Raw genomic sequence first — 25,132 nt, forward strand, 5'->3', positions numbered from 1 at the left:
TCATACTACGCTTTTCACAAACTCTTCATTGAGAATTTAATGATTAAGCTTTAGTTTATCTTGCTAGTTTACTACTCGTTTTGAAATGAAAAATGCACTTTAAACACATTCTATTAACAACAACTTGTCTTTTTACTTCGGCACTGGCAATCGCCGAGCTTCCACAAGACTCAAGAAGACCCGGTGGCATCGCAGTTATCCCATTAACTGCTGATATTACTCAGGTCACTTTCCAACAAAAACCAGTTTTAATTAGTAACGAAGGTCAGCAGCGTTATGCTGTTGTGGGTATTCCCTTATCTACCCCACTTGGCAGTGTACAACTCGACACGAATAAAGCCCCTATTCAAATAGAAATTAAGCCCTATCCCTATGCGGAGCAACGGATTAAAGTCACTAACCAAGATTATGTGAACCCGAACCAAAGCCAGTTAGACCGTTATGCTCAAGAAGCTAAAGAACAAAATGATGTGTATAGCTCATTTACAAAGAGTTCATGGCAAACCTTACCAGCATTTATACGCCCAACTTCAGGGAAGTTTTCCAATTCTTTTGGAAGAAAACGCTTTTTTAATGGTGAAGAGCGCGCTCCTCACTCAGGGTTAGATATCCCTGCACCAGTAGGACAAAAAGTTGTTGCACCAGCAGATGGTGTCGTTATCCAAACCGGATCTTATTTTTTTAATGGTCAAACTGTGTTGATTGATCATGGCCAAGGCCTAGTCAGCATGTTCTGCCATTTAAGCGCAATTAAAGTAGAAAAAGGTCAACATATTCGCCAAGGAGAAACACTAGGTTTAGTGGGCAAAACTGGACGCGTGACAGGTCCTCATCTGCATTGGGGCATGAGCCTTAATAATGCTCGGGTAGATCCGCAGCTTTTTCTAAATACAGCTCGTTAATTTAAGGCTTTACGAAAATACTTTGGTGCTTCGATATAGCCTTCTCTTAGGTAAAATTGATGTGCCAAAGGTCTTTGTACTCCAGAATGAAGTTCCATTCGATCACAACCACGGTGCTTGGCTTGTTGCTCAGCTTCTTGTATGAGTAAATGCCCTACACCTTTACTACGTATATTCTCATCAACGCATAGATAACATATTTTGGCAAAGTCACCCTCTAAGGCAATTTGCGGAATAAAATAAAGAGATAAAAAACCCCAAATCTTGCCATTTTCTTCAGCAACCAAAATTTGTGAGTTAGAGTCGTTATTTAATATTTCAAATTTTTCTTGGATAAGCGTGAGTGGCTGTGGGTAGCCCATCTGTTTAAGTAAATCGCATATTGCTTGAGTATCGTTCCATTTAGCAGTACGAATATTCATTTCATCCCTCATCTTATTTTTTAATTATTTTTGACAATAAAAAAGCCAACTCTAATGTCAGCTTCTTTTAATTTTTAGCTATCAAAAAACTGTCTTATTCCGCTTCAATAATTTCAAAGTCATGGGTGATTTCTACACCACCATCGGAAAGCATTTTACTCGCTGAACAATATTTTTCGGCAGACAATTCAACCGCTTTTGCAACCTGTTTTTCTTTAACAGCTTTACCTGTTACCACAAAGTGTAAGTGGATTTTAGTAAAAACAGCTGGAATTGTGTCAGCGCGCTCAGCTTTTAAACTACATACAACATTCGTCACATCTTGGCGAGATTTTTTTAAAATGGTCACAATATCAAACGAAGCACACCCACCAAGTCCCATTAATAGCAATTCCATAGGACGTGGACCACGGTTTTCACCACCATACTCAGGTGAGCCATCCATAATGACACTATGCCCACTATCCGATTTCGCTTCAAAAGCAACATTCTCTAGCCAATGTACACTTGTTTGCATTGCAACTACCTAAAAAAAATTATAAATTTAAGCAGGGTCTGTTGACATTTCATCTATGGATTGCGTTAGAGCTAAAAATTAATCCAAATAAGACGCAAAACCCAGACAATGGCAATCCTTTGTCCAGTTTTGTTATATAGTTTGTGAAATTTCAGCCATAATCTGAGTTGCCATTTAAGCAGCGCAGGCACAGCGCAAGACCATGTTATTTTGTACGTTCCGTTGTTAAGATCTATTTATTTAGAATGGCTAAATTTCATAGCTCTTGCTTGGTAACGTCTAAAAGAATTGTCTTATGTCGCAACCATCTGTGAAATGTCAACAGACCCTTGTTTTGTACACTAACATAAAATGAGTTGATAAGGAATTTCATCTCTTCTGTGTAATAGCTCATCTCGGGCTTGTGTGAATTGTTTACCCTATTCGGAACATATTAAGCATGACTTCAAATTTTTCACAACTCAGCACAGATGCTTTATCTCCGGGGCAACTACCTGAATCCGTTAAAGCATTGTTAAAACGTGCTCACATCAACAGATATCCAAAACGAACCACAATTGTTGATGCAGGAACAGAGTCGAAATCTTTATATTTAATTTTAAAAGGCTCAGTTTCAATTATTTTACGTGAAGATGACGAACGTGAAATTGTTGTTGCATATTTGAATCCGGGCGACTTCTTTGGGGAAATGGGGCTTTTCGAACCGAACCCGCAACGTACAGCTGAAGTTCGTACGCGTGATGTCTGTGAAATTGCAGAAATTTCTTATGACAACTTCCACGAACTTAGCAAACAATATCCAGACTTAAGTTATGCTGTTTTTGCACAACTTGTTCGCCGTCTAAAAAATACGACTCGTAAAATGACAGATCTTGCATTTATTGATGTGTCTGGGCGTATTGCACGTTGTCTAATCGACCTATCTTCACAACCAGAAGCAATGATTTTGCCAAACGGTCGTCAAATTCGTATTACTCGTCAAGAAATTGGCCGTATTGTGGGATGTTCACGTGAAATGGTTGGTCGTGTACTTAAAACCTTAGAAGATCAAGGCATGATCCAGACAGATGGTAAGGCTATTCTTATTTTTGATGTTTCATTAGAAGAAGCACCTGTTTCTGATGAAGACTATGATGATGAAGAATAATATTTATTAAATTTTTAATAAAAAGCAAACTTCGGTTTGCTTTTTTTATATGCAACAATGAGTTAATACACAAAACTTACAAACTATTCTAATTTTATGATTTAAGTTGAATACATATTCTCCGTTAGGCTAACTCAAAATTTCCAAGGATTCCGCTGTATGCAATTTAACCCACTTAGTCGCACAGGCCTCAAGCTTCCAGAAATTTGTTTAGGCACCATGACATTTGGTGAGCAAAACTCCCAACAAGAAGCATTTGAACAACTCAATTATGCTTTGGCACACGGTTTATATTTTTGGGATACGGCAGAGATGTATTCAGTTCCGCCAAAACCTGAAACCTATGGTGCAACTGAAACAATTATTGGCAATTGGTTTGCCCAAAATGGTCAACGTGACAAAGTCTTTCTTGCCTCTAAAATTGCAGGGCCAGGCTTTGGAGGAACACACATCAGAGAAGGCCATACGCGCTTCCACAGCGATCATATTGCTAAAGCCCTAGATGGCTCCTTGAAACGTCTCCAAACCGACTATATTGACCTTTATCAACTGCATTGGCCTGAACGTCATACCAACTTTTTTGGTACGCTCGCTTATGGCAACCAACAAGCACAAAATGATTACGACACAACACCTCTAGAAGAAACATTACTTGCTCTACAAGAAGAGATTAACCGAGGGCGCATTCGCTATATTGGTTTATCGAATGAAACGCCGTGGGGCACGATGAAATTTTTACATTTGGCTGAAAAGCTGGGTGTAAGTAAATTTGTAAGTGTTCAAAATCCATATAGTCTACTCAACCGCACCTATGAAATAGGTATGTCTGAAATTGCGAAATATGAAGATGTTGGCTTACTTGCCTACTCTCCTCTTGCTTTTGGCTATCTCTCTGGCAAGTTTAGAAATGGTGCTCGTCCTGCTAATGCTCGTGTCACATTATTTCCTCGTTTTAGCCGCTACAGCAACCCTCAAAGCGAATGGGCAACTGAGCAATATGCACAGCTAGCAGAGAGACATAGACTAAGCTTAACTCAAATGGCATTAGCATTTATCAAACAACAATTCTTTGTGACGAGTACCATTATTGGAGCAACTAACCTAGATCAACTTAAAGAAAATATTCAGGCATTTGAAATTGAATTATCTAGTGAAGTTTTACAAGGTATTGAAGCTATTCATACCCAACAACCCAACCCTGCCCCATAAACAAAAAACGGATGCTTAAGCATCCGTTTTCTTTTATAAAAAATTTATATCTTATTTACGGCTATTATAAACTGCCATTGCCGCAGGCAAGTTTTTACGCATATCGCCAATACGCTGAGAGTTAGATGGGTGAGTGGACAAGAATGATGAACCACCGCCACCTTCAAGTTTATTCATTTTTTCCCAAAGTGTAATCGCTGCATTTGGATTATAACCTGCACGTGCCATTAGCATTAAGCCGCCTTGATCAGCACGACTTTCCAAGCTACGAGAATATGGCAAGCCTACACCCACTTGTGAACCTAACTGAGCCGCAGCCGACCCTAGTTGCCCCACATTACCACCATTAATCTGACTTAAGCCAATATTTAATGCTAAATCAGTTAAAGCTTGAGCACCAATTTTACTTTTCGCATGCTCTTCTAAGGCGTGAGTCATTTCATGCCCCATAACAGCTGCAATTTCAGCATCTGTCAGGTTCAATTTATTCACAATACCTGTATAGAACACCACTTTACCACCAGGTGCAACATAAGCATTAATGGTATCTGATTTCAACACCGCTAACTGCCAGCTAAATGGCTGACCAGTCTGATTCATCTGGTTCGCATATGGTTTTAAACGGTTAAATACAGCATTAATACGGTTATATGTACTAGAACTTGTATCGAGAGCACCCTTACCACGTGCTTCCTGCACCATCTTATTAAAACCTTGAGCAGATTGAGCATTTAAGGTTGCTGTATCTGCACCTGCCATGTCCGCTACTGTTGCACAGCCAGAAATGGTCATCACACTTGCTGCACACAAGCTTAAAAAGAGTTTTTTATTCATCAACATGGATCACCTAATTCGTTAAAAAAGCTGTTTATTCTTTTGCACTTATTATAAGAAATCCCGCTTATGCTTTGAATGTCTCATTCCTTCATGATCATAGTATTTATGTAACGATCAAGTCGATAAAGTCATCAAATAAATCCAAAAAATCAAACATATTACATTTAAGCCAAGATAAACATGACTTAAGGTTTTAACTTTCTCTTCAAGATTAGGACTTTCCCTTTTCCAGAGTAAATAACTATTTTGTATGAGTACCACAGGAATTAACACACATGCGAACAAAACTGACAAGCTCATAAAAGCAGTCATAAAGAAATCTTCATGATATGTTTGTCCATAAATGACCAGCATAGCCAGCGTTGGAGATCCACCAATAGCAAATAAAAACGAATAGAAAATTGTTTTTGAAATAGTCGGTTGCAGCTTCATCCTGAGCCCCTCATCCCTCATCTATGTATATAAGGTTTTAATCTGAATTAAGCAAAACGAAAACTGCACTTTAGTCGGGTATAAAAAAGCCCCCTTTTAGTAGGAGGCCTTTTTAATCTTTGCTAATTAAGCAGAGAATGGATGACGTAAAACAATTGTTTCTGCACGGTCTGGACCAGTTGAAACGATATCAATCGGACATTCGATTAATTGTTCAATACGCTTCACATAAGCTAAAGCATTTGCTGGTAATTGATCAATACTGGTTAAACCAACAGTCGACTCGCTCCAACCTGGCATAGTTTCATAAATTGGTTTCAAGCATTCAAAAGAAACCGCATCAGAAGAACCTACACAGCCTGAATCTGTATTTTCATAGCCCACACAGATTTTTACTTCTTCTAAACCATCTAGAACGTCTAGTTTAGTTAAGCAAATACCAGAAAGTGAGTTTACATCTACAGAACGGCGAAGGATTTCAGCATCAAACCAACCACAGCGACGTTGACGACCAGTAGAAGCACCAAATTCATGACCCACTGTACCAAGGTGTTTACCCACTGGGTCACCAGCATCAGCTGCTGCATCGTAAACCAATTCAGTTGGGAATGGGCCAGCACCTACACGTGTTGTATAAGCTTTAGTAATACCTAATACATAATCAAGATGTAAAGGTCCCATACCTGAACCAGAGCTTACGCCACCAGCAGTTGTATTTGAACTTGTAACGTATGGATACGTACCGTGGTCAATATCTAGAAGTGAGCCTTGAGCTCCTTCAAACATTACAGCCTTACCTTCTTTGCGATAGTCATGCAACACTTTAGTCACATCAACTACTAATGGAGCAAGAACTTCACGCCATTGGTTGCAAAGAGCTAATACATCTTCAAATTTAACAGCCTCTACACCGTAGAACTGAGTTAATTGGAAGTTATGTAACTCAAGCATTTCTTGGAGTTTTTCTTCTAATGCTGCACCACCACGAACAAGGTCAGCAACTCGCACTGCACGGCGAGCTACTTTATCTTCGTAAGCAGGACCAATACCACGACCTGTAGTACCGATTTTAGCATTACCACGTTTCTTTTCACGTGCCTGATCAAGTGCAATGTGGTTAGGCAAAATAAGTGGACAGTTTGGAGAAATACGTAGGCGTTCTTTAACAGGAACACCTTCAGCTTCCAAAATTCCCATTTCTTCAATTAATGCTGCTGGTGAAAGCACCACGCCATTACCAATTAAGCACAATACGTTTTCACGTAAAATACCTGATGGAATGAGGTGCAATACAGTCTTTTTACCACCTACGACAAGAGTATGACCTGCGTTATGTCCGCCTTGATAACGTACTACCGCAGCCGCCTGATCTGTGAGCAGGTCGACGATTTTACCTTTACCTTCGTCGCCCCATTGGGTACCAAGTACCACAACATTCTTGCCCATAATAGCCTCATTACATCATGCTGTTAAAATTGGAAACCATCAGTAAAAACTTACCGTTGGCGTTTAAATCTTTTCAATATTCCATTGACCATTTTGCGACACCAGTTGATGTGTTGCATAAGGAATAGAAGTTAAATCATCATTACCTAACAATTGAACGACACGTAAACCTTGAGCACGTGCATTCGAAATTGCTGAGAGTAAATCTTGTTCTGAGCCTTTTGGAGCAACAACAGTTTCTATTTCGGCGAACTGATTTGCACCTAAAGCATATAAATCGCAACTGAAGCCAGTAGCAGGACGTGCACGACCAAAGTGCTCACCAATACCATCGTAACGGCCACCCTGCGCTAACGGCGCAGCACGGTTCGGCGCATATACTGCATACATTAAGCCAGTGTGATAGTGATAACTACGTAGCTCTACAACATCAATACCGATATTGAGATTTGGCCAACGCCCTTTAATTTGCTCAAGCGTCGTCTTCAGAGCATCTAATGCTGACTTAAATTCAGCATCTTGCAAAATATTGGCACTTAAATTCGTCTGTAATGCTTCTAGATCACTAGAATAACGACCAAGCGCATAGAAATCAGAACCCATGTTAAGGCTTTGAGTAAACTCTGCTAGCTCTGGCAATGCTTTTCTTTGATAAAGATCAGACAGTTCATGTTCTTCATTTTTTGACAGGCCAGCATACTTCACTAGACTGCGGAACAAACCTACATGGCCCAAATCTAAATGCGCGCCTTGTAAGGTATAGATGTTCTCAATCAATCCCAGCATAACATCGACCATTTCGACATCAGCTTCGATGCTGTCATGGCCATATAACTCTGCACCTAATTGCAAAGGTGCACGTGTGGCATTGAAGTTTTGTGGTTTAGTATGTAATACAGTCCCTGAATAACAGTAACGAGCAACACCTTCAACTGGTCTTACATGTGCATCAATACGTGCAACTTGTGGCGTCATATCAGCACGAACACCGAGTAAACGGCCTGAGAGCTGATCAATAACCTTAAAAGTTACTAAATCTAAGTCTTGATTTGATTCTGATAATGAAGACAACGATTCGATGTATTCGATAAATGGTGTATATACCAATTGATAACCTCGCACCGCGAGGAAATCTAAAGCTTCACGGCGAAGTTTTTCAATGACTTGTGCCTGTTCCGGCAATACATCTGCTACCCCGTCAGGCAGCAACCATGTCTCTGAAATGGTCATATTTCAAGCCTAAAATCTGATCAACGTGGAACGACCCCACATAAAAAAATCGGGAACACACCCGATTTCTCTTAGTGTAGCATGATACTTTCTGCCATGCACCTGACAATTTGCATAAATCTTTCTTAATAAACTCTAAAGTCAAAAAGAAGATTTCATGAATTAACTAGAATATTCAATACTTTATTCTACTTCACTCATATTATAGGCAAAAGTTCTTCGACCAAAGAATGGGCCAATATCTGAACTATCACCTGATTGCCAGTTAACTAAATTTAATCTTTGAATAGCTTTCTTAAGTTATTTTAAATTCAGAAAGAATCACACAAATCTAATAATCGATTTGCATAGCCCCATTCATTATCGTACCAAGCAAATACTTTAGCTTGATGCCCAACGACCATAGTCTGAGTTAAATCCACGATGAGTGAATAAGGTGAATGGTTAAAATCACTGGAAACTAACGGCTCATCTGTTACTGCCATAATTTCTGCATAGTCTGTTTGAGATGCTTTGATTAGCAATTCATTAATATGATGCACAGTAATTGGAGATTGCGCGATAAAAGTTAAATCAATAGCAGCCACATTAATAGTAGGTACCCGAATTGAATAACCATCTATACGGTCTTCCATTTTAGGCATAACACGTTTTAATGCACCGAGTGCACTAGATGTGGTCGGAATAATATTTTGCCCTGAAGCTCTAGCGCGGCGCAAATCACGATGTGCGTGATCGAGTACAGATTGGTCTGCCGTTACTGCATGAATTTCGGTCATAAGCGCTGTTTCAATACCAAAAGCATCATCAATGATTTTCACCAATGGAACTAAAGCCTGGGTAGTACATGAAACGCTTGATATGATCTGATCAGTCACTTTCACTTCATGATGGTTCACACCATAAACAATGGCTGCATCGACATGATCAAAAGGTGCTGCCCCAATAATGACACGCTTCGCCCCTGCTTGTAGATGGCGCGTTGCATCAGCGTGAGAACGGAACAGTCCTGTACACTCAAGTACCACATCAATATCTAAACTAGACCATGGTAAAAGTTCGGGTTGTTTTTGGTTTAAAACCTCAACTTTTAGCGTTCGTTGATTTGACTGAATATTCAAAAAAACTTTTTCATTTTCAATGAATATTTCCACATTTCCATTAAAGCGGCCATGTGTTGAGTCATATTTAAATAAATGCACTAATGTTTGCACATAAGCTATGTCGTTGATCGCCACGATTTCAAATTGAAATTGTTTTGAGCTCTCAAACCAGGCACGTAAAACATTACGTCCAATTCGGCCAAACCCATTAATGGCGATACGTTGCATGACCTATCCTTATCTACAAAACTACAGGCTAAAGAAGGCATATAGTAAAGCACGTCACGCCCAATTGAATATAGATTTTTAGCCAAATCACAGTTTTGTAAGATATTCCTTTTAAAATCGTTGGTTCGGTGGGGTTTTTCCGCTACAATTTAGCGTTTTTAAAAAATAAGCCCCGTATCACATGCTAAGGTTTGACATAAAACAAACAAGCATTGATACATTTAGCCAAATTCGAAAATATGGAGTGACTTGGTTGTGAGTACTCGTTTAATGACATCTGCTGAAATTCGTGAAGCATTTTTGCGCTACTTTGAGACGCAAGGGCATACACGTGTCGCGTCGAGTTCTCTTGTTCCTGCCAACGACCCAACTTTATTATTTACAAATGCTGGGATGAACCAGTTTAAAGACTGCTTCTTAGGTCTTGAAAAACGTGACTATGTACGTGCAACGACATCACAAAAATGTGTACGTGCTGGTGGTAAACACAATGACTTAGACAACGTTGGTTACACTGCTCGTCACCATACATTCTTTGAAATGTTAGGTAATTTCTCATTTGGTGATTATTTCAAACGTGATGCACTTAAATTCGCTTGGGAATTTTTGACTAGCGATGAATGGTTAGCTCTTCCTAAAGACCGTTTATATGCGACCGTTTATCACACTGATGATGAAGCTTATGACATCTGGAATAAAGAAATTGGTTTAGCGCCTGAACGTATTATCCGTATTGGTGATAATAAAGGCGAAAAATACGCATCTGATAACTTCTGGGCAATGGGTGATACAGGTCCATGTGGTCCATGTTCTGAAATTTTCTTTGACCATGGTGATCACATTTGGGGTGGTTTACCAGGTACACCTGAAGAAGATGGCGACCGTTTCATTGAAATCTGGAACAACGTTTTCATGCAGTTCAATCGTACTGCTGACGGCGTGCTTCACCCTCTCCCTGCTCCATCTGTTGATACAGGTATGGGCTTAGAACGTATCTCTGCTGTATTGCAACATGTTAATTCAAACTACGACATTGACCTGTTCCAACACTTATTAAAAGCTGCTGCAAACATTATTGGTATCGAAGACGAAGGTCAGCCTTCTTTACGTGTAGTTGCAGACCATGCGCGTTCATGCTGTTTCTTAATTGCTGATGGGGTAAACCCAAGCAATGAAGGTCGTGGTTATGTACTACGCCGTATTATCCGCCGCGCTGTGCGTCACGGTAATAAGCTTGGTGCAACTGGTACGTTCTTCTACAAAATGTTGCAACCTTTAATCGAAGTTATGGGTGAGGCTTATCCTGAGCTCGCAGCTCGTAAAGATGTGATTGAAGCAACTTTAGTTCGTGAAGAAGAACAGTTTGCAAAAACACTTGAGCAAGGTTTAAAACTACTTGAAGGTGAACTTGCTCAGTTAAAAGACAAGACTATTCCTGGTGCAACAGTCTTCAAACTTTACGACACTTACGGCTTCCCAACAGACTTAACTGCTGATATTGCACGTGAACGTGACTTTATTATTGACGAAGCTGGTTTTGAAGTAGAAATGGCTGCTCAGCGTCAACGTGCTCGTGATGCTGGTAAATTCGCTATTGACTATAACAGCATTGTACAAGTTGAAGGCGAAACCCAGTTTGACGGTTACATCAACACCACTGGTCAAGGCCAAATTGTAGCGATCTACAAAGATGGCGTACAAGTTGATGAAGTTTCTGAAGGCGATGAAGCACTTATCGTTTTAAACCAGACTCCTTTCTATGCAGAAAGTGGTGGTCAGATTGGTGACACAGGTATCTTCAAAAACGAAACTGGTATTTTTGAAGTTCAAGATACCAAAAAGTCAGGCGGTGCCTTTGTTCATCAAGGTATTGTGACCGTTGGTAACCTTAAAGCTGATCAAAACGTTGAAGCGATTGTTAAAGCAGATATTCGTGAAGCTACTGCGCGCAACCACTCGGCAACTCACTTATTACATGCTGCTCTACGTCAAATCTTAGGTTCACACGTACAACAAAAAGGTTCTTTAGTTGCAAGTGATATCTTACGTTTTGACTTTGCTAACGACCAACCCGTAACTTTTGAACAGTTACAACAGGTTGAGCGTTTGGTAAATGCAGAAATTATTGCAAATACAGCTGTAACTACTGAACTCCTTGACATCGAAGCGGCAAAAGCTAAAGGTGCCATGATGTTGTTCGGTGAAAAATACGGTAACGAAGTTCGTGTTCTCGCTATGGGTTCAGTGATTGATGAGAAAAACTTCTCCATTGAACTTTGTGGTGGTATTCACGTTAAGCGTACAGGTGATATTGGTTTATTTAAAATCACTTCTGAAGGCGGTGTAGCTGCTGGTGTACGTCGTATTGAAGCGGTTACAGGTACTAAAGCTTTAGATGTAGTACAAAAAACTGATGCTGATATCCAGCACATTAATGGCTTATTAAAAGCACAGAAAGACCAAACTGTTGAGCGTGTACAGGCTAATGTAGAACTTGTTTCTGCATTACAAAAGCAGATTGAACAGCTCAATCAGAAATTGGCAAACTTCCAAGCGTCAGAATTGATTGATCAGGTACAAACGATTTCTGGTCGTCAAACGCTTATTACCACTGTTCAAGGTGTAAACGCGAAATCACTTCGCAACTTACACGACAGTGTTAAATCAAAATTAGAGAACGCGGTTATTGTGTTAGCTGGCGTAGAGGGTGACAAAGTTAGCCTACTTGCTTCAGTTGCATCACAATACACTGCAAATCTAAAAGCAGGTGACATCATCAAGCATCTAGCAACCGAGTTAGGTGGTAAAGGTGGTGGTAAACCTGACTTAGCACAAGGTGGCGCGCCACTTAACGAGAAGTTTGGACAAGTTATTGCTGCATTACCTGCATGGCTTGAACAAAAATAAGACTTCACTTTTTGTGTAACTGACCCTGAAAAGCCTCTCAGGGTCATGGCTTATATGGAAAAACTATGGCATTAATCGTTCAAAAGAATTAATGCCATTTAGCCACTCTAAGACACACCAAGACAAAAACAACAATAAAAGCCTTATTTCTCAATATTTCCCTCGTTTTTAATATAGACATACTAAGACATTTTAGGACAGAATAAGTCTCATTAATTATGTACACATACGTGTACATATTAGTACTTATCTCTTACTTGACCAAAATTATGTACACAGGTGGACTATGGCTTTAACTGAAGTGTGGCTGAAAGCTAATAACGGCAAGGCACGTGATAAAGTTGAAGAAATAGCAGATCGGGATTCAATGAGTGTCAGAGTCTCACCTAAAGGTAAAATTGTTTTTCAGCTTCGGTACCGTTTTGCTGGAAAAGCTGAACGTTTAGACCTTGGTACCTACCCTCATATCTCTCTCAAAGATGCACGTGTAAAAGCTAGTGAAATGCGTTCACTATTAGATAAGGGAATGAATCCTAAAGTTGAGGTTCGTGTACAGCAGCAAAAATACATCGATGCAAGCACATTTGAAGATGTCTTTAATGACTGGTATGAAAGTTATTGTCTAAAGAAAAAGACTTCTGCACAGCAAATTAAAAACACCTTTGAACAACATGTCATCCCTGAAATTGGTGATTTACCAGTTGACCGCATTACTCTGCAACAATGGTTGGCCTTACTTGAAGAATTAGCTGATGATGTACCTTCGATCGCAGATCGGGTATTAACGAATGCAAAACAGGTTCTAAAATGGTCTAAAAAAAGACAATTGCTTGAAGTGAATGTCTTATCCGATATCTATGCTAAAGAAGATCTAGGAATTGAAAGAAATAGAGGTACCAGATTTCTTTCGGATGAAGAAATTAAAATGGTTTTGATGGCTATTGAAGAATCAAATATTTTGCCTAAAAACAAAATTTTCTTAAAACTATGTTTAATGTTTGGTTGTAGAAATGGCGAACTCAGAAAAGCCAAAAAGACAGATTTCGATTTAAATAGAAAGGTTTGGATTGTTCCTGTAGTAAACAATAAGACTGGCAAGAAAACTGGCCGTGAAATTATTCGCCCTATTTTGCCTGAAATGGAGGCATTAATTGTCGAGGCTTTTGAATACAGCACATGTGAGTACTTCTTAACTAATGACAGTGAAGCAACCCCTATGAGCCATGGTTCTTCAAATTCATTGCCTGGTTATGTAATGGAACGCCTTAGAAGACATCATGATTATCACATGAAACATTGGTCGCTTCATGATCTACGAAGAACTGCTCGTACTAATTTCAGTGCATTTACATCGCGTGATGTTGCACAACTCATGATTGGCCATGTAATGTCTGGTGAACAAGGCACATATGATTATTATGAGTACCTACCCCAGCAAACTGAAGCATATGCAAAATGGTTAGAAAAAATTAAATTACTTACTAAATAATTGAGAATTAAGAAATGAAATATTGGGTTTACTTTTATATCGAGCATACAATTAAATATGGTGAACCTTTCTATAAAGAATCTGGGTGGTCTTTGGGTTTTAAGAATAATTATATTGTTGTAAGTTTGATGCATAGCTGACGAAGGTTTATTAAATAATTTTAGAGGGATCTTAAAATGTGTGCTAATTACGAACCAATACATTTTATAAAACGAAACAAGTCTATTTTGCTTCGTTTTATATAAATTAAAAATATATTTATTTACATTGGCTCAACATATCAAGTTTGTTATTTACTACCTTAGTTTTTACATCCAGCAAACTTAACAAACTTGGGAATAAATTATCCTGACTTAACTTTTGTTTAGTTTTTTGGCTTAAACAATTCACTTGAGCAAGATTATGTTGTTTCCAACTTTCAGAGAACCACATAATCATTGGTACATGTGTTTGTTGGCTCGGTGCGATTGCATAAGGTGAACCATGTAAATATAAACCATGTTCTCCGGTTGATTCGCCATGATCAGATAAATACCATAAACCTGTCTGATACTTTGATATTTCTTTTAGAGTATTAATCATTTGGCTTAATACATGGTCTGTATATACAATTGTATTATCATAACTATTTAGCAATTCAGTATGCGAACAGCCCTGTATCGCATTAGTATCACAAGTCGGTTTAAAAGGTTGATATGCCTCAGGCGCACGCTTGTAATATGCAGGTCCATGACTACCCACTTGATGCAGAACAATCAAACGCGGACGATCATCATCTTTGGCAATAGTAGCCAAATACTGCTTTAAGCTGTCAATGAGAATGTCATCATAACATTCGCCATCTTTACACCATTTTTTCTTTAAGTTTTCTGGAATCTGGTATTGTTCAACGCGATCACATACACCTTTACAACCCGAGTTATTATCAATCCAAGTCACTTGGTAACCCGCACGTTTTGCAATATCTAATAAACCTTCGCGGTGACTAGCTAATTGCTCATCATAATCTACACGTGGCATACCCGAGAACATACATGGCACAGAAACAGCTGTCGCCGTACCGCATGAGCTCACTTGCGAAAAGTTGAAAATATCTTGTTTAGAAAGCTCCGGATTCGTATTTTTTGCATACCCATTTAGAGAGAAACTTTCGGCACGTGCCGTTTCACCGACAACAAGTATCATTAACTTAGGGAGGTTCTTTTGTACTTGCTGAACTTGATGAGCATCTTGTCCATATATCACAAGAGGCAGATTTTTCTTCGGAGCCTTCTTATGATAGTAAGACATAAGCGATGAAATACTATTTTGCGGTGAAATCATCCCTTTTAAATCACGATGCTCACGAAATATTGCAGCGAAATCGACATAGTAAGTAAAAAGTAAAACACCGACCACTGCAAATGAAGCTACCAGTGAGAATACTTTCTTCAATAACAACCGTGATGCTTTTTCTTGTTTAAATTTAACTTGAGTAATTAAAAAAATGGGCAAAATAACAAAAAAAACTGTCCATAAAACAAAGCGTAAAGAGATTAGATCGGTAACTTCCGAAACATCGGTCTGCACCATATTTTGAATTTGGTCGGGTGAAATAATGACACCCAATGTATTTACAAAATAAGAGCTAAAACCACCAATAAATATCAATAAAATTGCAAAGATTTTGGCAGTCCATTTCCAATTTATTAATTGAAAAATTAAATTATATGCCGCTATTAAAATAACTAATGTCGCCCCTAAGAAAAGAACTGACTTAATACCATTATAAGGTGTAAGTTGATGGATTTTTTTAAAAAAACCTATATTCAGAAATAAACCTAGCCAGATAGATAAAAGCAAATTAAAATTTAATAGTGTAATATTATTACATATCTCTTTGAATTTTAAAAAATTTACTAGCATTTAAAAACCACTAAATATTAAAAACTCGAAATCTTAGCTAGTAAAACTTAAATAGAAATTAAAAAATGAGCTTAGTAACCAATAAGAATACAAAGCTATATTATTAAAAACAAATCTTTAAGCTCATCTTAATTTTAAAAATTTATTGTTTGATAAATTTATCATTTGAGACTCTTAGATGAATAATTCAAGTCATGAAATGAGTGAGTATATAACTAAAGTCCCCCAAGTTACCCTTCTATTCTGGATTACTAAAATCTTCGCAACTACTTTTGGTGAAACTGGCGGAGATAGTTTTTCAATGTCATTGAAACTTGGGTATTTAACTAGTACTTTTATTTTTGCCATAGTTTTTATTATCTTATTGATCTGTCAAATTAAGGCAAAAAGTTATAAACCATATTTATATTGGTTTACCATTATTGCGAGTACAACTGTTGGTACAACATTAGCAGACTTTGTCACTCGATCTTTAGGTATTGGTTATAGTGGAGGAAGTAGCTTACTCCTCGGCTTAGTCATCTTCTCATTATTGGGTTGGTATAAAGTTGAAGGCAGCGTCTCCCCTCATACCGTTAATAAACCTAAATCAGAAGTCTTTTATTGGTTAACAATTACCTTTAGCCAAACTTTGGGTACAGCTCTTGGTGACTGGTCAGCAGATACGATTGGATTAGGCTATAGTGGCGGGATTGCTCTTTTCTCAGCACTCATTTTATTGATGGTGTTTTTGTATAAATTCACTTCTGTTTCACGAACATTTTTATTCTGGAGCACTTTTATTTTAACTCGTCCTTTGGGTGCTGTAGTTGGAGACTTTCTAGATAAGCCCCTTTCCGCTGGAGGTTTAGACTTAAGCCGTTTTGCAGCATCAGGAGTAATATTAGTTGCTATTTTAATATGTATTTATTTTAGTAAAAATAATCAGTTAGGTAATGTAAAAAATGCATAAATTGTAAAAGCTCTCCTCAGAGGGCTTTCACACAAATACCAACACTCACATTGTTATTGATCGTATGAGCTGTGCATCCTGAAAATAGAATGCACAGCAGTGTGATTGTGAAAGCTATCTTTGAACGTCTGTATTGAAAGAAAGTCATATAACAACCCGATTGGCAATCCAACCATAGAAAAACTGTTCCTGCTTTGGATTACGCTCACAGATTTCAATGTAGCGTTGTCCTTGCATAATATTGAGAACTCGCACCAGAACTTTCTCGCCTTCTTTCCCGCGTTTGGCCAGATAGGTTTTTAGAGCTCTAAGAGTTTCAGATCCATAAACACCATCAACCTCTAAATCTGCATATCCAGCTTTACCTTGGTTGTTTAGTAAGTTCAAAGCTCGTTGTAAAAGAGGTTTTGCAAAGCCGGTACCGCAATTCACACCAGTGTCTAGAAGCTCTTCGGCCACTGCTGAGCTGATTGTATTTACTTGGTCAAATCGCGGAGCTGTCCAATAGTTTTTGCGGTAAATTGCTTTGGCCACATCCAGAGGTAAATCTTTCATATTACCCTTATAGCCGTTTTCACGTGCTACAGCTTGAGTTATACCGTATTTGGTTGCACCGCCCCGATCTGCTGGGTTATTTACGTAACCACCCTCGCGCTTAATTAACTCATCAAGATATTGTTCAATATTCATCTCAGTTTCCTTTAGATATAAAAAAAACCGCCCGAAGGCGGCATTAACTGTTTTCAATGTCTTTTCTGGCTTTTTTAAACTCTTTGATCACTTCAACGATCGTTTTACCTTCCTGCTTATCAATGAAGTTAAAGATCCATCGGACCAAAGCCCAACCGGGTAATCCACAAACAAAGAAGAATCCACCAAGTGCTATCATCCCCCATACATCAGTAACCCATTCATGAAGCCCCCACTTCACAATGATGAACGAGCCACCAGCCAAACTTGAAACAACCGTACAGATCAAGCCCACTGCCCACTCTTGTGGTGAACGTGGCATACGAGTCATTAATACCACTGCTGCAACCAAACCGACCGCTAAAGTCACCATGATTGCAATCCCGTACAATTTTAGTAGTGCTGTAAAACCGCTTGTGGAAACTGGTTCCATTAATATCTCCAAAAAATTTAGACAATAAAAAAGCACCCGAATTGGGTGCTCAAAGTTCTTTTAAAGTTTAAAGTGTTTGTAAGATTTTCCCTCCATTAATCAATTGAGTTGTCAGTGGTGCAACTCCCACAATTGCAGGTCCACCCGGCCCCGGCTGACCTTCAGTCGTTCCATGGTATTGCCAGTTCCACGTTCCATCATTAGTGGACTTGGTACCACGTTCGCCCCAGTTTCCGCCATCACCTGATAATGGAGATCCATAACGGTCATTTTGGGTTCGGTAACCTTTACCGGGCACTGCAGCTTCAGCATCGGTTACTTTGACAACCATAAAGTCACCATTTAAGTACCAACGCCAATCTTGTGAGTCGCTAGTAATAGGCTGTCCTGTCATTACCCGACCAAAAGGTGCACCAGCTCCTCCCGGAATACCCTGAACCCCATACGATAATCCTGTATAAATACCACTTGGTGTTGCTCCACCACCTGAACCGCCTCGAGCTAACGTCCCTCCATCGATAATCAGGTTTAGTTTGCTGTGTCGGTTTAATAAACCTGGTGCACCTTGAAATCCATCACGGCGGGTTTTGGCAAAGTTGTAATCCGGATCCGTTTCCCAAGCGCCAAAGGCCAAATGAGGCAAACCGCCATCTCCACCACGTCCAACAACAGCACCTTTAATCGTTAGATTCACCACCAGATCAGGTGGGAACTCCCCTGTATCTATCGCTGGTAATTCAGTTGCAGCAGGAACGATATACTCTCGTTTTGCAGGACTAGACTTATAGTCGAATTTATAGACAAATCTGGTTTCCGGTCGATAAGAACTTGAGCTTGAAACTAGTGCACCTGCTTCAACTACAAAACTGATTTCTCCAGTCGTTGGCAAATCCCCTCTTTGCATCTGATATAAACGTGCCAGATTAATATCCAGCTGGTCATATCGAATGTAAATCGGTGAATCATCAACCGGCACATCAATAAAGTCCTTGTCATTGAGGTAATAACGTTCATCGTAATTAATTGCAGTAATGGTATTAGAGAACTGGTCAGCCGGTTCTCTTTTTGCAACCAGATAAGGCAGTGAGCCTTTGGTATCGTCATTAACTACGGTGTAGATAGTATTCACAAAGTCATCGGGACTAAGCTTTAAGGCCCCGTTCGGTAAACGCCCTAAAACTACTTTGTTCTTGGCTGAACCCGGCGTAACGGGAATCAGGTCCACGGTACCATCCCCCATTTGCAGATAGATCACATAGCTCTTGCCTGCAATGAAATCGACATCATGGCTTAGGGTGAGAATTAAACCTTCTTGCTGTACCACCTCGCCGCTTTGATGAATACCATTGCGATAATCCGCTACAGCAATCCGGTCACGTAAAACCAGTAATTCTGATTCTGGTGCCGCATCAAAGGTAATGGATTTGCGCTGGAAGCGAAGCTTGTTCCAAAGCCGGTACGCATTAAAATGAGCTTGCCACTTGTTACGCACACCTACAGATTTCACCTCTTTGGGGTTCTTGGCCCCTTTATCCGGTAGATAGATATTGATACGACTATCGTCGGTCGGATCCGTGTATTCATAGATCAGTCCGTCGTAGTCATCCATCACGCCAAAGGTCAGGTCATGCTTGTAACTATCCGGAATGATATTCCTGAAGTTAAACAGCATTACCGAGTTATCAGTTGGACGTTCAAAATAAAGCTTGAGCTTATTATTTTGCCGATATGCAGTACAAAACACGGCATCACAAAGATTGGTGACCAGCTCTTCAAAAGACAGGTTTGTATCATCAATCGTAGTACAGAACTCAGCCGCAAGTGGTGTACCAAAATAATCAACTACATCGTTATATGTGCGATAGATGTTTTCCAGATCAATCTCATCAATCGTACGGCGACCAATCTTCTCATCCAGTGCCATTGAGACTAGTGCATCAGCAAAGCTAGACGTTGGATATAGCTCTGTTGTCATTGCCCCGTTTTTATAAGTCGGCAACATTCGCTGGAGATCAAAATTGATCTTGCGGGACTTAACAGATAAAGCTCCAGTGGTTGCATAAGTACGCGCACGAAAAACCGTTTCATGCTCATACACTGTACTTTGCAAAGGATAAGCACCGTAAAGCGCCTGCCACTTTACTTCATCAACAACAGTGGTAACTGCCGGTGTTGGAGTTAAACGGCGTGCACGGACACTACAGCGACCCTGAAAAGTCACCATATCCAGCGTTGCACCAACTGTCTGACGTGACTTTGCTGAACCCTTTAGAATGATCTGCTTCAGCATTGGATTGCCAATGGCTGCACCAGATTCATTTACCGGTGTTACCTCAACTTCAATCGTGACGTTTACAGCACCCTGATTTCCACCTGCTGAAACGGTATAAAGTCCATTTGTGGCCACAAAATTACACAGCACCCGGCTACGTTCAACATTGTCCAGAATGAAAGGACCAATCCACTTTTCACCTATTGAACTTATCTTTGGTGATAAAGCTGTTGTTTGTTGGTTACTTAACTCTTTAAGCTTTAACCAGTTGGAGTTTACCGCAGCCGGATTAGACAATGCCATACGGTCATCAGCTACCGATAGAACGCTATATGTACCGTTTAAATCATAAGTCTGGCCGTTAAAAGTAAACGAAGCATTTGTGATTTCTACCCGGTCATTACTAACAAACTTAGTGGTTAAATCCGTATTGTTTGCAGATGCACGCAAGATCTCATTTGGATATGCAAAAAGAAGATAGTTGGTACCTTCCAAGCTTTGAGTATCTGCCGGACGCAAGATCTGGCCATTCACCGAGTTTTGATGCTGAACCGTTAGTGGCGGCGTGGTAATTTCGGTACCAAGCGAAAAATATGGCTCACCCGAGACAATATCGACACCCGGTCGATAGACTTCTACCGATGCACCGGCAATATCAACAATGTTGGTTTCACCGTCATATGCACCGTTAATTTTATAGTGACCACGACCAATACAACCAACAACATGCTCTACTTCGACATTGTTTTCATATACCTTGTAAGGCACAGTAATCAGATCAGGGGTATCGTGAGCGGCACCATAAATATCTGCGATACGACCATTTACGCGAGTTTTATTTTCACGGTTTGATAATTCGTTATTTGCAGACGAGGATTGATTGTTATTCTGGTTGGTTTGGGTAATTGATGGTACTGGCATTAATAATGCAACAGCCACACCCATAACTATAGAGGCAACCACTATCCAAGCTAGAGTTATGGGGTCCATACCCTTGGGATTCTCAATTACAATGAAAGTGCCTGGCAAGAAATCGAGCTGCTTTAATTCATATGCATTCTTCGGCGTGACTTCATTCGCAAATGAAATTTCTGCATGATCCATATTGCTTGTGGTATGAAAAATACGGACATGCTCAGGCATATGGTCATATTTTGAAGTAAGCCATTGACCCAAAGTTTCGGCGTGTTCAATTGTTTTGTCTTCGGATAAAGGGTCTTGTTTATAAATAATCTTAATCATAGAAACTCACACGATTAAATCCAAATGCTTGAACGACTTGAATTGGCATCCATGAAACGCCTGATTCCTGCAAATGCAAAATACGCCCCAAACGAAAAAGCCCCACATGTGGGGGCTTGTTTCGGTATCTAGAGTGAAAGGCGACTATGCAGCCTTCCTTAGGCATAGGCAATGGATTTAGTAACTTCAATCTTGATGGCAGAAATACCTTCTCTTTGACGGGCTTCATAAAAAACTCAAGCGCCTCTCCTCGATCAATATCATATAGATCCATTGCAGCTTCATGCGCGAAGTGAACACAGTTGTAGTATTCCTCGTCATATTGCTTATCGAGCAAATGATCGTGACTCTTCATATAGCCCCCTTCAAACCACTAAAACGATCCAGTGCAAAGATATCTCCAGTCTTCGCAGTATTTAATCGTGGTGATTCAGCCTTGAATGTCACAGCTTTATGATTCATGGCAACACTGGAGAGTTGTAGACCTAGTAGATAAAACATTGGTGTATTCAAGTTATCTGAACTATAAAGGCGGTAATTTACGGTCGGCTTTACATTAGAATATTGCCCCTCAATTACCCGTTCAAACTCATCCGGCAAAATATCACCAAGCCCAGATATTGAAACGGTCAAAGTCTGGTCCAGATCACCGAGCATTCCGGATCTTTGAATTGTCATTGGTAGGTATTCGTAAAATACTTGCCCCGCGCCTTCATTGTGCTGAACATACACCCCGCGATCATCATTACGGACCACCCGGTAAGTATTCATAAAAGAAGGGTGTGATAGTTCAATACATTCCAGTTGATAAACATCTACTTTTCGATTGAAAAAGAATTTGGCATATTCGTTATCCATTAGACCTCCCAATCTTTGATAAGTGCCTGATCAGCGATAAGGTTAGGCTGGTTTTGAACAACTTCGAGCTGTGCATTTACCCGGTAAAGGTTGCCATTCACTTCATTGGTCTTGAACGAGTTTGGAATGAAATTGCATAGATATTGCTGACGTGCTCCCTGATCAATCACCAGATCCGCATAAAATGAAGCTGGCTTATTCTGATAGATCCGCCAGAAGGCCATCATTTTATTGAAATCGGTTTTACTTAAATTCCAGTTAACATCAACAATGTGGCTATTACGTTTTACATCGATGTAATAGCGACCACGCCCACCATCCATTTGTTGACGCTTAACATCATCACCCGGTGTTACGCCATAGCCGCTGGTCTGAGGATTTAGCTTTAACTTGTACATAACTTTCCTTCAGGTAATAAAAAAGCCCCAAAGGGGCTTAAAATAATAAGAATCTACAATTTATAAGTTGCCTAACCGTTCCATTTCTTCCCAACTATAATCAGTCAACCAATAAGGTTCGCCTTCTAATTGATTGATGTGTGCTGAAAAAACAGGAGGTTTTAACTTGGTAAACTAAACACACTCATCAGGAGTTTACCATGAGCAAGAAACACAAGACTTACACCACAGAATTTAAAGCTGAAGCCATCAAATTAATTGAAGCCAATCAAGGCAATGTCTCGGAAACAGCCAGACAACTTAGCATTTCAATGCAAACTCTTTCAAATTGGAATACCAAAGCAAAGGCTGGAACTTTAGCAGGTACAAAACAGTATTCACCTGATCTAAACGCTCTACTCGAAGAAAATAAAAAACTCAAACAACAGCTCAAAATAGCTGAAATGGAACGTGAATTTTTAAAAAAGGCAGCAGCGTACTTTGCCAAAGAAAGTCAGTAAGGTACGCCTATATGAAACAAAAAAGATATTCTTTTCCAATTACCTTAATGGCTCGATTACTTCATGTTTCAGTTTCATGTTTTTATGATTGGCTCAAGAGAGGCGTGAGCAAAAGAACGATTCAACGAAATCAACAGACGATATTGGTGAAAATAGCCCATGAGGAGACAAAGCAGAGCTATGGTTATATTCGATTAACCAAATACTTACAAGCTCAGGGCATAAAAATGAGTATGTACGCTGTACGTCAGATAAAAGCGCTGAACCACCTGTATTGTAAGCGACACAAGCGTTTTAAAAGGACTACGAATAGTGACCATAATCGAGCGATCTATGAAAACCTGCTGGAGCAACAATTCTCAATGACTAGACCAAATCAAGCATGGTCAAGTGATATTACGTACATATGGACTGTTGAAGGATGGCTGTACTTAGCAGCGGTAAAAGACCTTTACACGAAGCAAGTGGTTGGCTATAGCTTAAATGAGCGCATGACAACACAGCTTGTTTGTAATGCGCTAAATATGGCTATTCACAATCAAAAACCAACCAAAGAACTGATTGTGCATTCAGACAGAGGAAGTCAATATTGCAGCCATGAATATCGAAATATACTTGAGCAATATGGTTTTCAAGGTTCAATGAGCAAGCGCGGAGACTGTTACGATAATGCACCGATTGAAAGCTTTTGGGGAATACTGAAAAATGAGTTAGTGCATCATTACAACTATCAAACCAGAGAAGAAGCCAAAGCAGATATTATAAAATACATTGAATTATTTTATAATCATCGAAGAATTCAAAAGGGTTTGGGTTTTAAGACACCAAATCAAATGGCCGAAGACTTTTATAAGTTGGCTGCCTAGAATCTCCCAAGGGAAAGTCTCCTGATAATTCAGCGTATATCAGATCATATTCACGAAGAGGTCTTCGGGCTTCAACCATTTGCCATGGTAAATCAACCACAGCTATTCTAACTGGTACATAATCATTGAAATACTCGTAAAAATAAATTGCGCTCTCTACTGCAGAATCAAATTGTCTAAAGTACTTTAAAAATACATTCGTATCTTCATTTTCAGATGGCTCTGTCAGTTTTGATTTACAGAAATCCATAATCTCTTTAGTTTTATTAATATCTTCATATCGAACATATTTTTTATATAATCTATTAAGTACCAAAGGCCACTCAAAATCATTTGGAAATTTTAAAGATAATTTTATGAGTGCTTCAAAGAACTTCTTTACATCATTAGGAACACCTGATACATACATACTACCACCACCCCAGAATCCAACCTCACTCTGATGCATCGCAATTTTCCCTTATTTAATAAAGTATTTAAAACTTAAGAAATCGATTTAATAATAGTTTCTTTACCATCTTCAAAAATCTCTTTCACTACAAACTTGCAGTAAGTTCCATCTTGAGATGGTTCAGTCAGTAAAGCTGGATTCACAAAATCTTTGATCTGTTTAAAACGGATCAATTCATAATTTCCATTTCTTTCCAACTGATAGTCCATTTTTACATCACAACTATACATAGTAGTTGACCCAATAACAGAAGTAAGCCTGAAAGTTAACTTCTTATTTGCGGGTACTTTAAACTCAAAAAACTCTTCACCATTATTTAAACTGATTGTTGGCTTAGGCATATTCAATGTTTTTGGCTCATGCATTGAGCCATACTTTGTTAAATTATTTGTTATCTGCTTCGTTATAAGGTTTTTAGAAATTTTTTCACCCTTATTATTTTGATAAGTAATATAGAACTGCACCATGGGTACATTACTTCTATAAACCCTTAAATTCGCTGTATCACCTGCTATTTCATCTTGATACATATTTGTAGATCTTACGAGATTATTTACCGCAGGAATGGCACATCCCGTAAGGCTTAAAAGTATTGTCGGAATTACAATTATTTTTTTCATGTCATAACCATCAATTTAAATGCAAATAGACTCTATCACCTTGAAATTTAAATATTATGAAAATGAACCCTCCGAA

The 25,132-nt window shown here is 39.2% G+C and carries 23 protein-coding genes and 1 pseudogene; 7 read left to right on the plus strand and 17 right to left on the minus strand.

What is annotated here, in order from left to right; genetic code table 11:
• Nucleotides 1-92: 92 nt before the first annotated feature.
• Nucleotides 93-902 (plus strand): peptidoglycan DD-metalloendopeptidase family protein, encoded by an 810-nt coding sequence (locus tag F968_RS12720; RefSeq protein WP_004793669.1) that lies wholly within the window; start codon nt 93-95, stop codon nt 900-902.
• Here F968_RS12720 and F968_RS12725 read toward each other — a convergent pair.
• The 3 genes and pseudogenes from F968_RS12725 to F968_RS20675 all read right to left on the minus strand — a co-directional run.
• The gene (locus tag F968_RS12725; RefSeq protein ID WP_004793670.1) at nt 899-1,324 is read right to left on the minus strand and encodes a GNAT family N-acetyltransferase; all 426 of its coding nucleotides are present in this window, start codon (nt 1,322-1,324) and stop codon (nt 899-901) included. The genes F968_RS12720 and F968_RS12725 overlap by 4 nt on opposite strands.
• A 94-nt stretch (nt 1,325-1,418) precedes the next feature.
• Entirely contained in the window at nt 1,419-1,841 is a 423-nt protein-coding gene (locus F968_RS12730; RefSeq protein WP_004793672.1) for an OsmC family protein, read from the minus strand.
• Between the two features lie 135 nt (nt 1,842-1,976).
• Nucleotides 1,977-2,039, minus strand: a pseudogene (locus F968_RS20675) (hypothetical protein); the annotation flags it as partial.
• A 241-nt stretch (nt 2,040-2,280) separates the two neighbouring features.
• Between F968_RS20675 and crp the strand changes: the two are divergent.
• Nucleotides 2,281-2,988, plus strand: a complete 708-nt coding sequence (gene crp / locus F968_RS12735; RefSeq protein WP_004793675.1) for a cAMP-activated global transcriptional regulator CRP — start codon at nt 2,281-2,283, stop codon at nt 2,986-2,988.
• A gap of 159 nt (nt 2,989-3,147) precedes the next feature.
• Nucleotides 3,148-4,197 (plus strand): NADP(H)-dependent aldo-keto reductase, encoded by a 1,050-nt coding sequence (locus F968_RS12740; RefSeq protein ID WP_004793677.1) that lies wholly within the window; start codon nt 3,148-3,150, stop codon nt 4,195-4,197.
• Nucleotides 4,198-4,248: 51 nt separating this feature from the next.
• Here the strand turns inward: F968_RS12740 and F968_RS12745 are convergent, their stop codons facing one another.
• The 5 genes from F968_RS12745 to F968_RS12765 form a co-directional block, all read right to left on the minus strand.
• Nucleotides 4,249-5,031 (minus strand): M48 family metallopeptidase, encoded by a 783-nt coding sequence (locus F968_RS12745; RefSeq protein ID WP_034596647.1) that lies wholly within the window; start codon nt 5,029-5,031, stop codon nt 4,249-4,251.
• A gap of 117 nt (nt 5,032-5,148) precedes the next feature.
• Nucleotides 5,149-5,466 (minus strand): hypothetical protein, encoded by a 318-nt coding sequence (locus tag F968_RS12750; protein ID WP_004793680.1) that lies wholly within the window; start codon nt 5,464-5,466, stop codon nt 5,149-5,151.
• Between the two features lie 126 nt (nt 5,467-5,592).
• Complete coding sequence (locus tag F968_RS12755; protein ID WP_004793683.1) at nt 5,593-6,912, minus strand: adenylosuccinate synthase; 1,320 nt, start codon at nt 6,910-6,912, stop codon at nt 5,593-5,595.
• A 63-nt stretch (nt 6,913-6,975) separates the two neighbouring features.
• Nucleotides 6,976-8,142: an ATP phosphoribosyltransferase regulatory subunit gene (locus F968_RS12760; protein WP_004793685.1), complete on the minus strand. Its 1,167-nt coding sequence runs from the start codon at nt 8,140-8,142 to the stop codon at nt 6,976-6,978.
• A gap of 311 nt (nt 8,143-8,453) precedes the next feature.
• Nucleotides 8,454-9,473: a type I glyceraldehyde-3-phosphate dehydrogenase gene (locus F968_RS12765; RefSeq protein WP_004793687.1), complete on the minus strand. Its 1,020-nt coding sequence runs from the start codon at nt 9,471-9,473 to the stop codon at nt 8,454-8,456.
• A gap of 270 nt (nt 9,474-9,743) precedes the next feature.
• On the opposite strand from F968_RS12765, the gene alaS reads away from it, so the two are divergent.
• Together alaS and F968_RS12775 are read left to right on the plus strand one after the other, a co-directional pair.
• Complete coding sequence (gene alaS, locus F968_RS12770) at nt 9,744-12,380, plus strand: alanine--tRNA ligase (RefSeq protein ID WP_004793689.1); 2,637 nt, start codon at nt 9,744-9,746, stop codon at nt 12,378-12,380.
• A 286-nt stretch (nt 12,381-12,666) separates the two neighbouring features.
• Complete coding sequence (locus F968_RS12775) at nt 12,667-13,869, plus strand: tyrosine-type recombinase/integrase (RefSeq protein WP_001229162.1); 1,203 nt, start codon at nt 12,667-12,669, stop codon at nt 13,867-13,869.
• A gap of 258 nt (nt 13,870-14,127) precedes the next feature.
• Here F968_RS12775 and F968_RS12780 read toward each other — a convergent pair whose 3' ends face one another.
• The gene (locus F968_RS12780; RefSeq protein ID WP_004793693.1) at nt 14,128-15,774 is read right to left on the minus strand and encodes a phosphoethanolamine transferase; all 1,647 of its coding nucleotides are present in this window, start codon (nt 15,772-15,774) and stop codon (nt 14,128-14,130) included.
• A 178-nt stretch (nt 15,775-15,952) separates the two neighbouring features.
• Here F968_RS12780 and F968_RS12785 point away from each other — a divergent pair, with 178 nt between their 5' ends.
• A complete protein-coding gene (locus tag F968_RS12785) occupies nt 15,953-16,726 on the plus strand; it encodes a COG4705 family protein (RefSeq protein WP_001066070.1) in 774 nt (257 codons plus the stop codon).
• Between the two features lie 144 nt (nt 16,727-16,870).
• Here the strand turns inward: F968_RS12785 and F968_RS12790 are convergent, their stop codons facing one another.
• The 6 genes from F968_RS12790 to F968_RS12815 form a co-directional block, all read right to left on the minus strand.
• Complete coding sequence (locus F968_RS12790) at nt 16,871-17,416, minus strand: glycoside hydrolase family 108 protein (RefSeq protein WP_001019728.1); 546 nt, start codon at nt 17,414-17,416, stop codon at nt 16,871-16,873.
• Between the two features lie 43 nt (nt 17,417-17,459).
• On the minus strand, nt 17,460-17,849 hold the full coding sequence (locus tag F968_RS12795; protein ID WP_000433907.1) for a hypothetical protein: 390 nt from the start codon (nt 17,847-17,849) through the stop codon (nt 17,460-17,462).
• 67 nt (nt 17,850-17,916) lie between these two features.
• Nucleotides 17,917-21,363, minus strand: a complete 3,447-nt coding sequence (locus F968_RS12800) for a host specificity factor TipJ family phage tail protein (protein WP_004793696.1) — start codon at nt 21,361-21,363, stop codon at nt 17,917-17,919.
• Entirely contained in the window at nt 21,356-21,718 is a 363-nt protein-coding gene (locus F968_RS12805) for a hypothetical protein (RefSeq protein ID WP_000835157.1), read from the minus strand. The genes F968_RS12800 and F968_RS12805 overlap by 8 nt, the downstream gene beginning before the upstream one ends.
• Nucleotides 21,715-22,221, minus strand: coding sequence for a DUF1833 family protein (locus F968_RS12810; protein ID WP_000368392.1), 507 nt, complete (start codon nt 22,219-22,221; stop codon nt 21,715-21,717). Before F968_RS12810 ends, F968_RS12805 begins: the two co-directional genes overlap by 4 nt.
• Complete coding sequence (locus F968_RS12815) at nt 22,221-22,619, minus strand: hypothetical protein (RefSeq protein ID WP_004793699.1); 399 nt, start codon at nt 22,617-22,619, stop codon at nt 22,221-22,223. Before F968_RS12815 ends, F968_RS12810 begins: the two co-directional genes overlap by 1 nt.
• A gap of 200 nt (nt 22,620-22,819) precedes the next feature.
• Here F968_RS12815 and F968_RS12825 point away from each other — a divergent pair.
• Nucleotides 22,820-23,985 (plus strand): IS3-like element ISAba22 family transposase gene (locus tag F968_RS12825; protein ID WP_085942227.1). Its coding sequence is split into 2 segments (ribosomal slippage): nt 22,820-23,078 and nt 23,078-23,985, totalling 1,167 coding nucleotides; the frame shifts between segments, so codons are not numbered across the junction.
• On the opposite strand, the gene F968_RS12830 is transcribed toward F968_RS12825, so the two are convergent.
• Nucleotides 23,936-24,433 (minus strand): hypothetical protein, encoded by a 498-nt coding sequence (locus F968_RS12830; protein WP_004793700.1) that lies wholly within the window; start codon nt 24,431-24,433, stop codon nt 23,936-23,938. The genes F968_RS12825 and F968_RS12830 overlap by 50 nt on opposite strands.
• A gap of 35 nt (nt 24,434-24,468) precedes the next feature.
• Nucleotides 24,469-25,056: a hypothetical protein gene (locus tag F968_RS12835; RefSeq protein WP_004793702.1), complete on the minus strand. Its 588-nt coding sequence runs from the start codon at nt 25,054-25,056 to the stop codon at nt 24,469-24,471.
• Between the last annotated feature and the right edge of the window lie 76 nt (nt 25,057-25,132).

The organism is Acinetobacter sp. NIPH 817, assembly GCF_000368405.1.
GTDB lineage: Bacteria > Pseudomonadota > Gammaproteobacteria > Pseudomonadales > Moraxellaceae > Acinetobacter.

Coding starts and splice junctions, on each gene's coding strand:
- F968_RS12815 (WP_004793699.1), bottom strand. CDS start 22,619: ATGTACAAGTTAAAGCTAAATCCTCAGACCAGCGGCTATGGCGTAACA.
- F968_RS12760 (WP_004793685.1), bottom strand. CDS start 8,142: ATGACCATTTCAGAGACATGGTTGCTGCCTGACGGGGTAGCAGATGTA.
- F968_RS12740 (WP_004793677.1), top strand. CDS start 3,148: ATGCAATTTAACCCACTTAGTCGCACAGGCCTCAAGCTTCCAGAAATT.
- F968_RS12800 (WP_004793696.1), bottom strand. CDS start 21,363: ATGATTAAGATTATTTATAAACAAGACCCTTTATCCGAAGACAAAACA.
- F968_RS12805 (WP_000835157.1), bottom strand. CDS start 21,718: ATGAAGAGTCACGATCATTTGCTCGATAAGCAATATGACGAGGAATAC.
- F968_RS12810 (WP_000368392.1), bottom strand. CDS start 22,221: ATGGATAACGAATATGCCAAATTCTTTTTCAATCGAAAAGTAGATGTT.
- F968_RS12755 (WP_004793683.1), bottom strand. CDS start 6,912: ATGGGCAAGAATGTTGTGGTACTTGGTACCCAATGGGGCGACGAAGGT.
- F968_RS12795 (WP_000433907.1), bottom strand. CDS start 17,849: ATGGAACCAGTTTCCACAAGCGGTTTTACAGCACTACTAAAATTGTAC.
- F968_RS12785 (WP_001066070.1), top strand. CDS start 15,953: ATGAATAATTCAAGTCATGAAATGAGTGAGTATATAACTAAAGTCCCC.
- crp (WP_004793675.1), top strand. CDS start 2,281: ATGACTTCAAATTTTTCACAACTCAGCACAGATGCTTTATCTCCGGGG.
- F968_RS12725 (WP_004793670.1), bottom strand. CDS start 1,324: ATGAATATTCGTACTGCTAAATGGAACGATACTCAAGCAATATGCGAT.
- F968_RS12765 (WP_004793687.1), bottom strand. CDS start 9,473: ATGCAACGTATCGCCATTAATGGGTTTGGCCGAATTGGACGTAATGTT.
- F968_RS12830 (WP_004793700.1), bottom strand. CDS start 24,433: ATGCATCAGAGTGAGGTTGGATTCTGGGGTGGTGGTAGTATGTATGTA.
- F968_RS12790 (WP_001019728.1), bottom strand. CDS start 17,416: ATGAATATTGAACAATATCTTGATGAGTTAATTAAGCGCGAGGGTGGT.
- alaS (WP_004793689.1), top strand. CDS start 9,744: ATGACATCTGCTGAAATTCGTGAAGCATTTTTGCGCTACTTTGAGACG.
- F968_RS12835 (WP_004793702.1), bottom strand. CDS start 25,056: ATGAAAAAAATAATTGTAATTCCGACAATACTTTTAAGCCTTACGGGA.
- F968_RS12780 (WP_004793693.1), bottom strand. CDS start 15,774: ATGCTAGTAAATTTTTTAAAATTCAAAGAGATATGTAATAATATTACA.
- F968_RS12730 (WP_004793672.1), bottom strand. CDS start 1,841: ATGCAAACAAGTGTACATTGGCTAGAGAATGTTGCTTTTGAAGCGAAA.
- F968_RS12720 (WP_004793669.1), top strand. CDS start 93: ATGCACTTTAAACACATTCTATTAACAACAACTTGTCTTTTTACTTCG.
- F968_RS12775 (WP_001229162.1), top strand. CDS start 12,667: ATGGCTTTAACTGAAGTGTGGCTGAAAGCTAATAACGGCAAGGCACGT.
- F968_RS12750 (WP_004793680.1), bottom strand. CDS start 5,466: ATGAAGCTGCAACCGACTATTTCAAAAACAATTTTCTATTCGTTTTTA.
- F968_RS12745 (WP_034596647.1), bottom strand. CDS start 5,031: ATGAATAAAAAACTCTTTTTAAGCTTGTGTGCAGCAAGTGTGATGACC.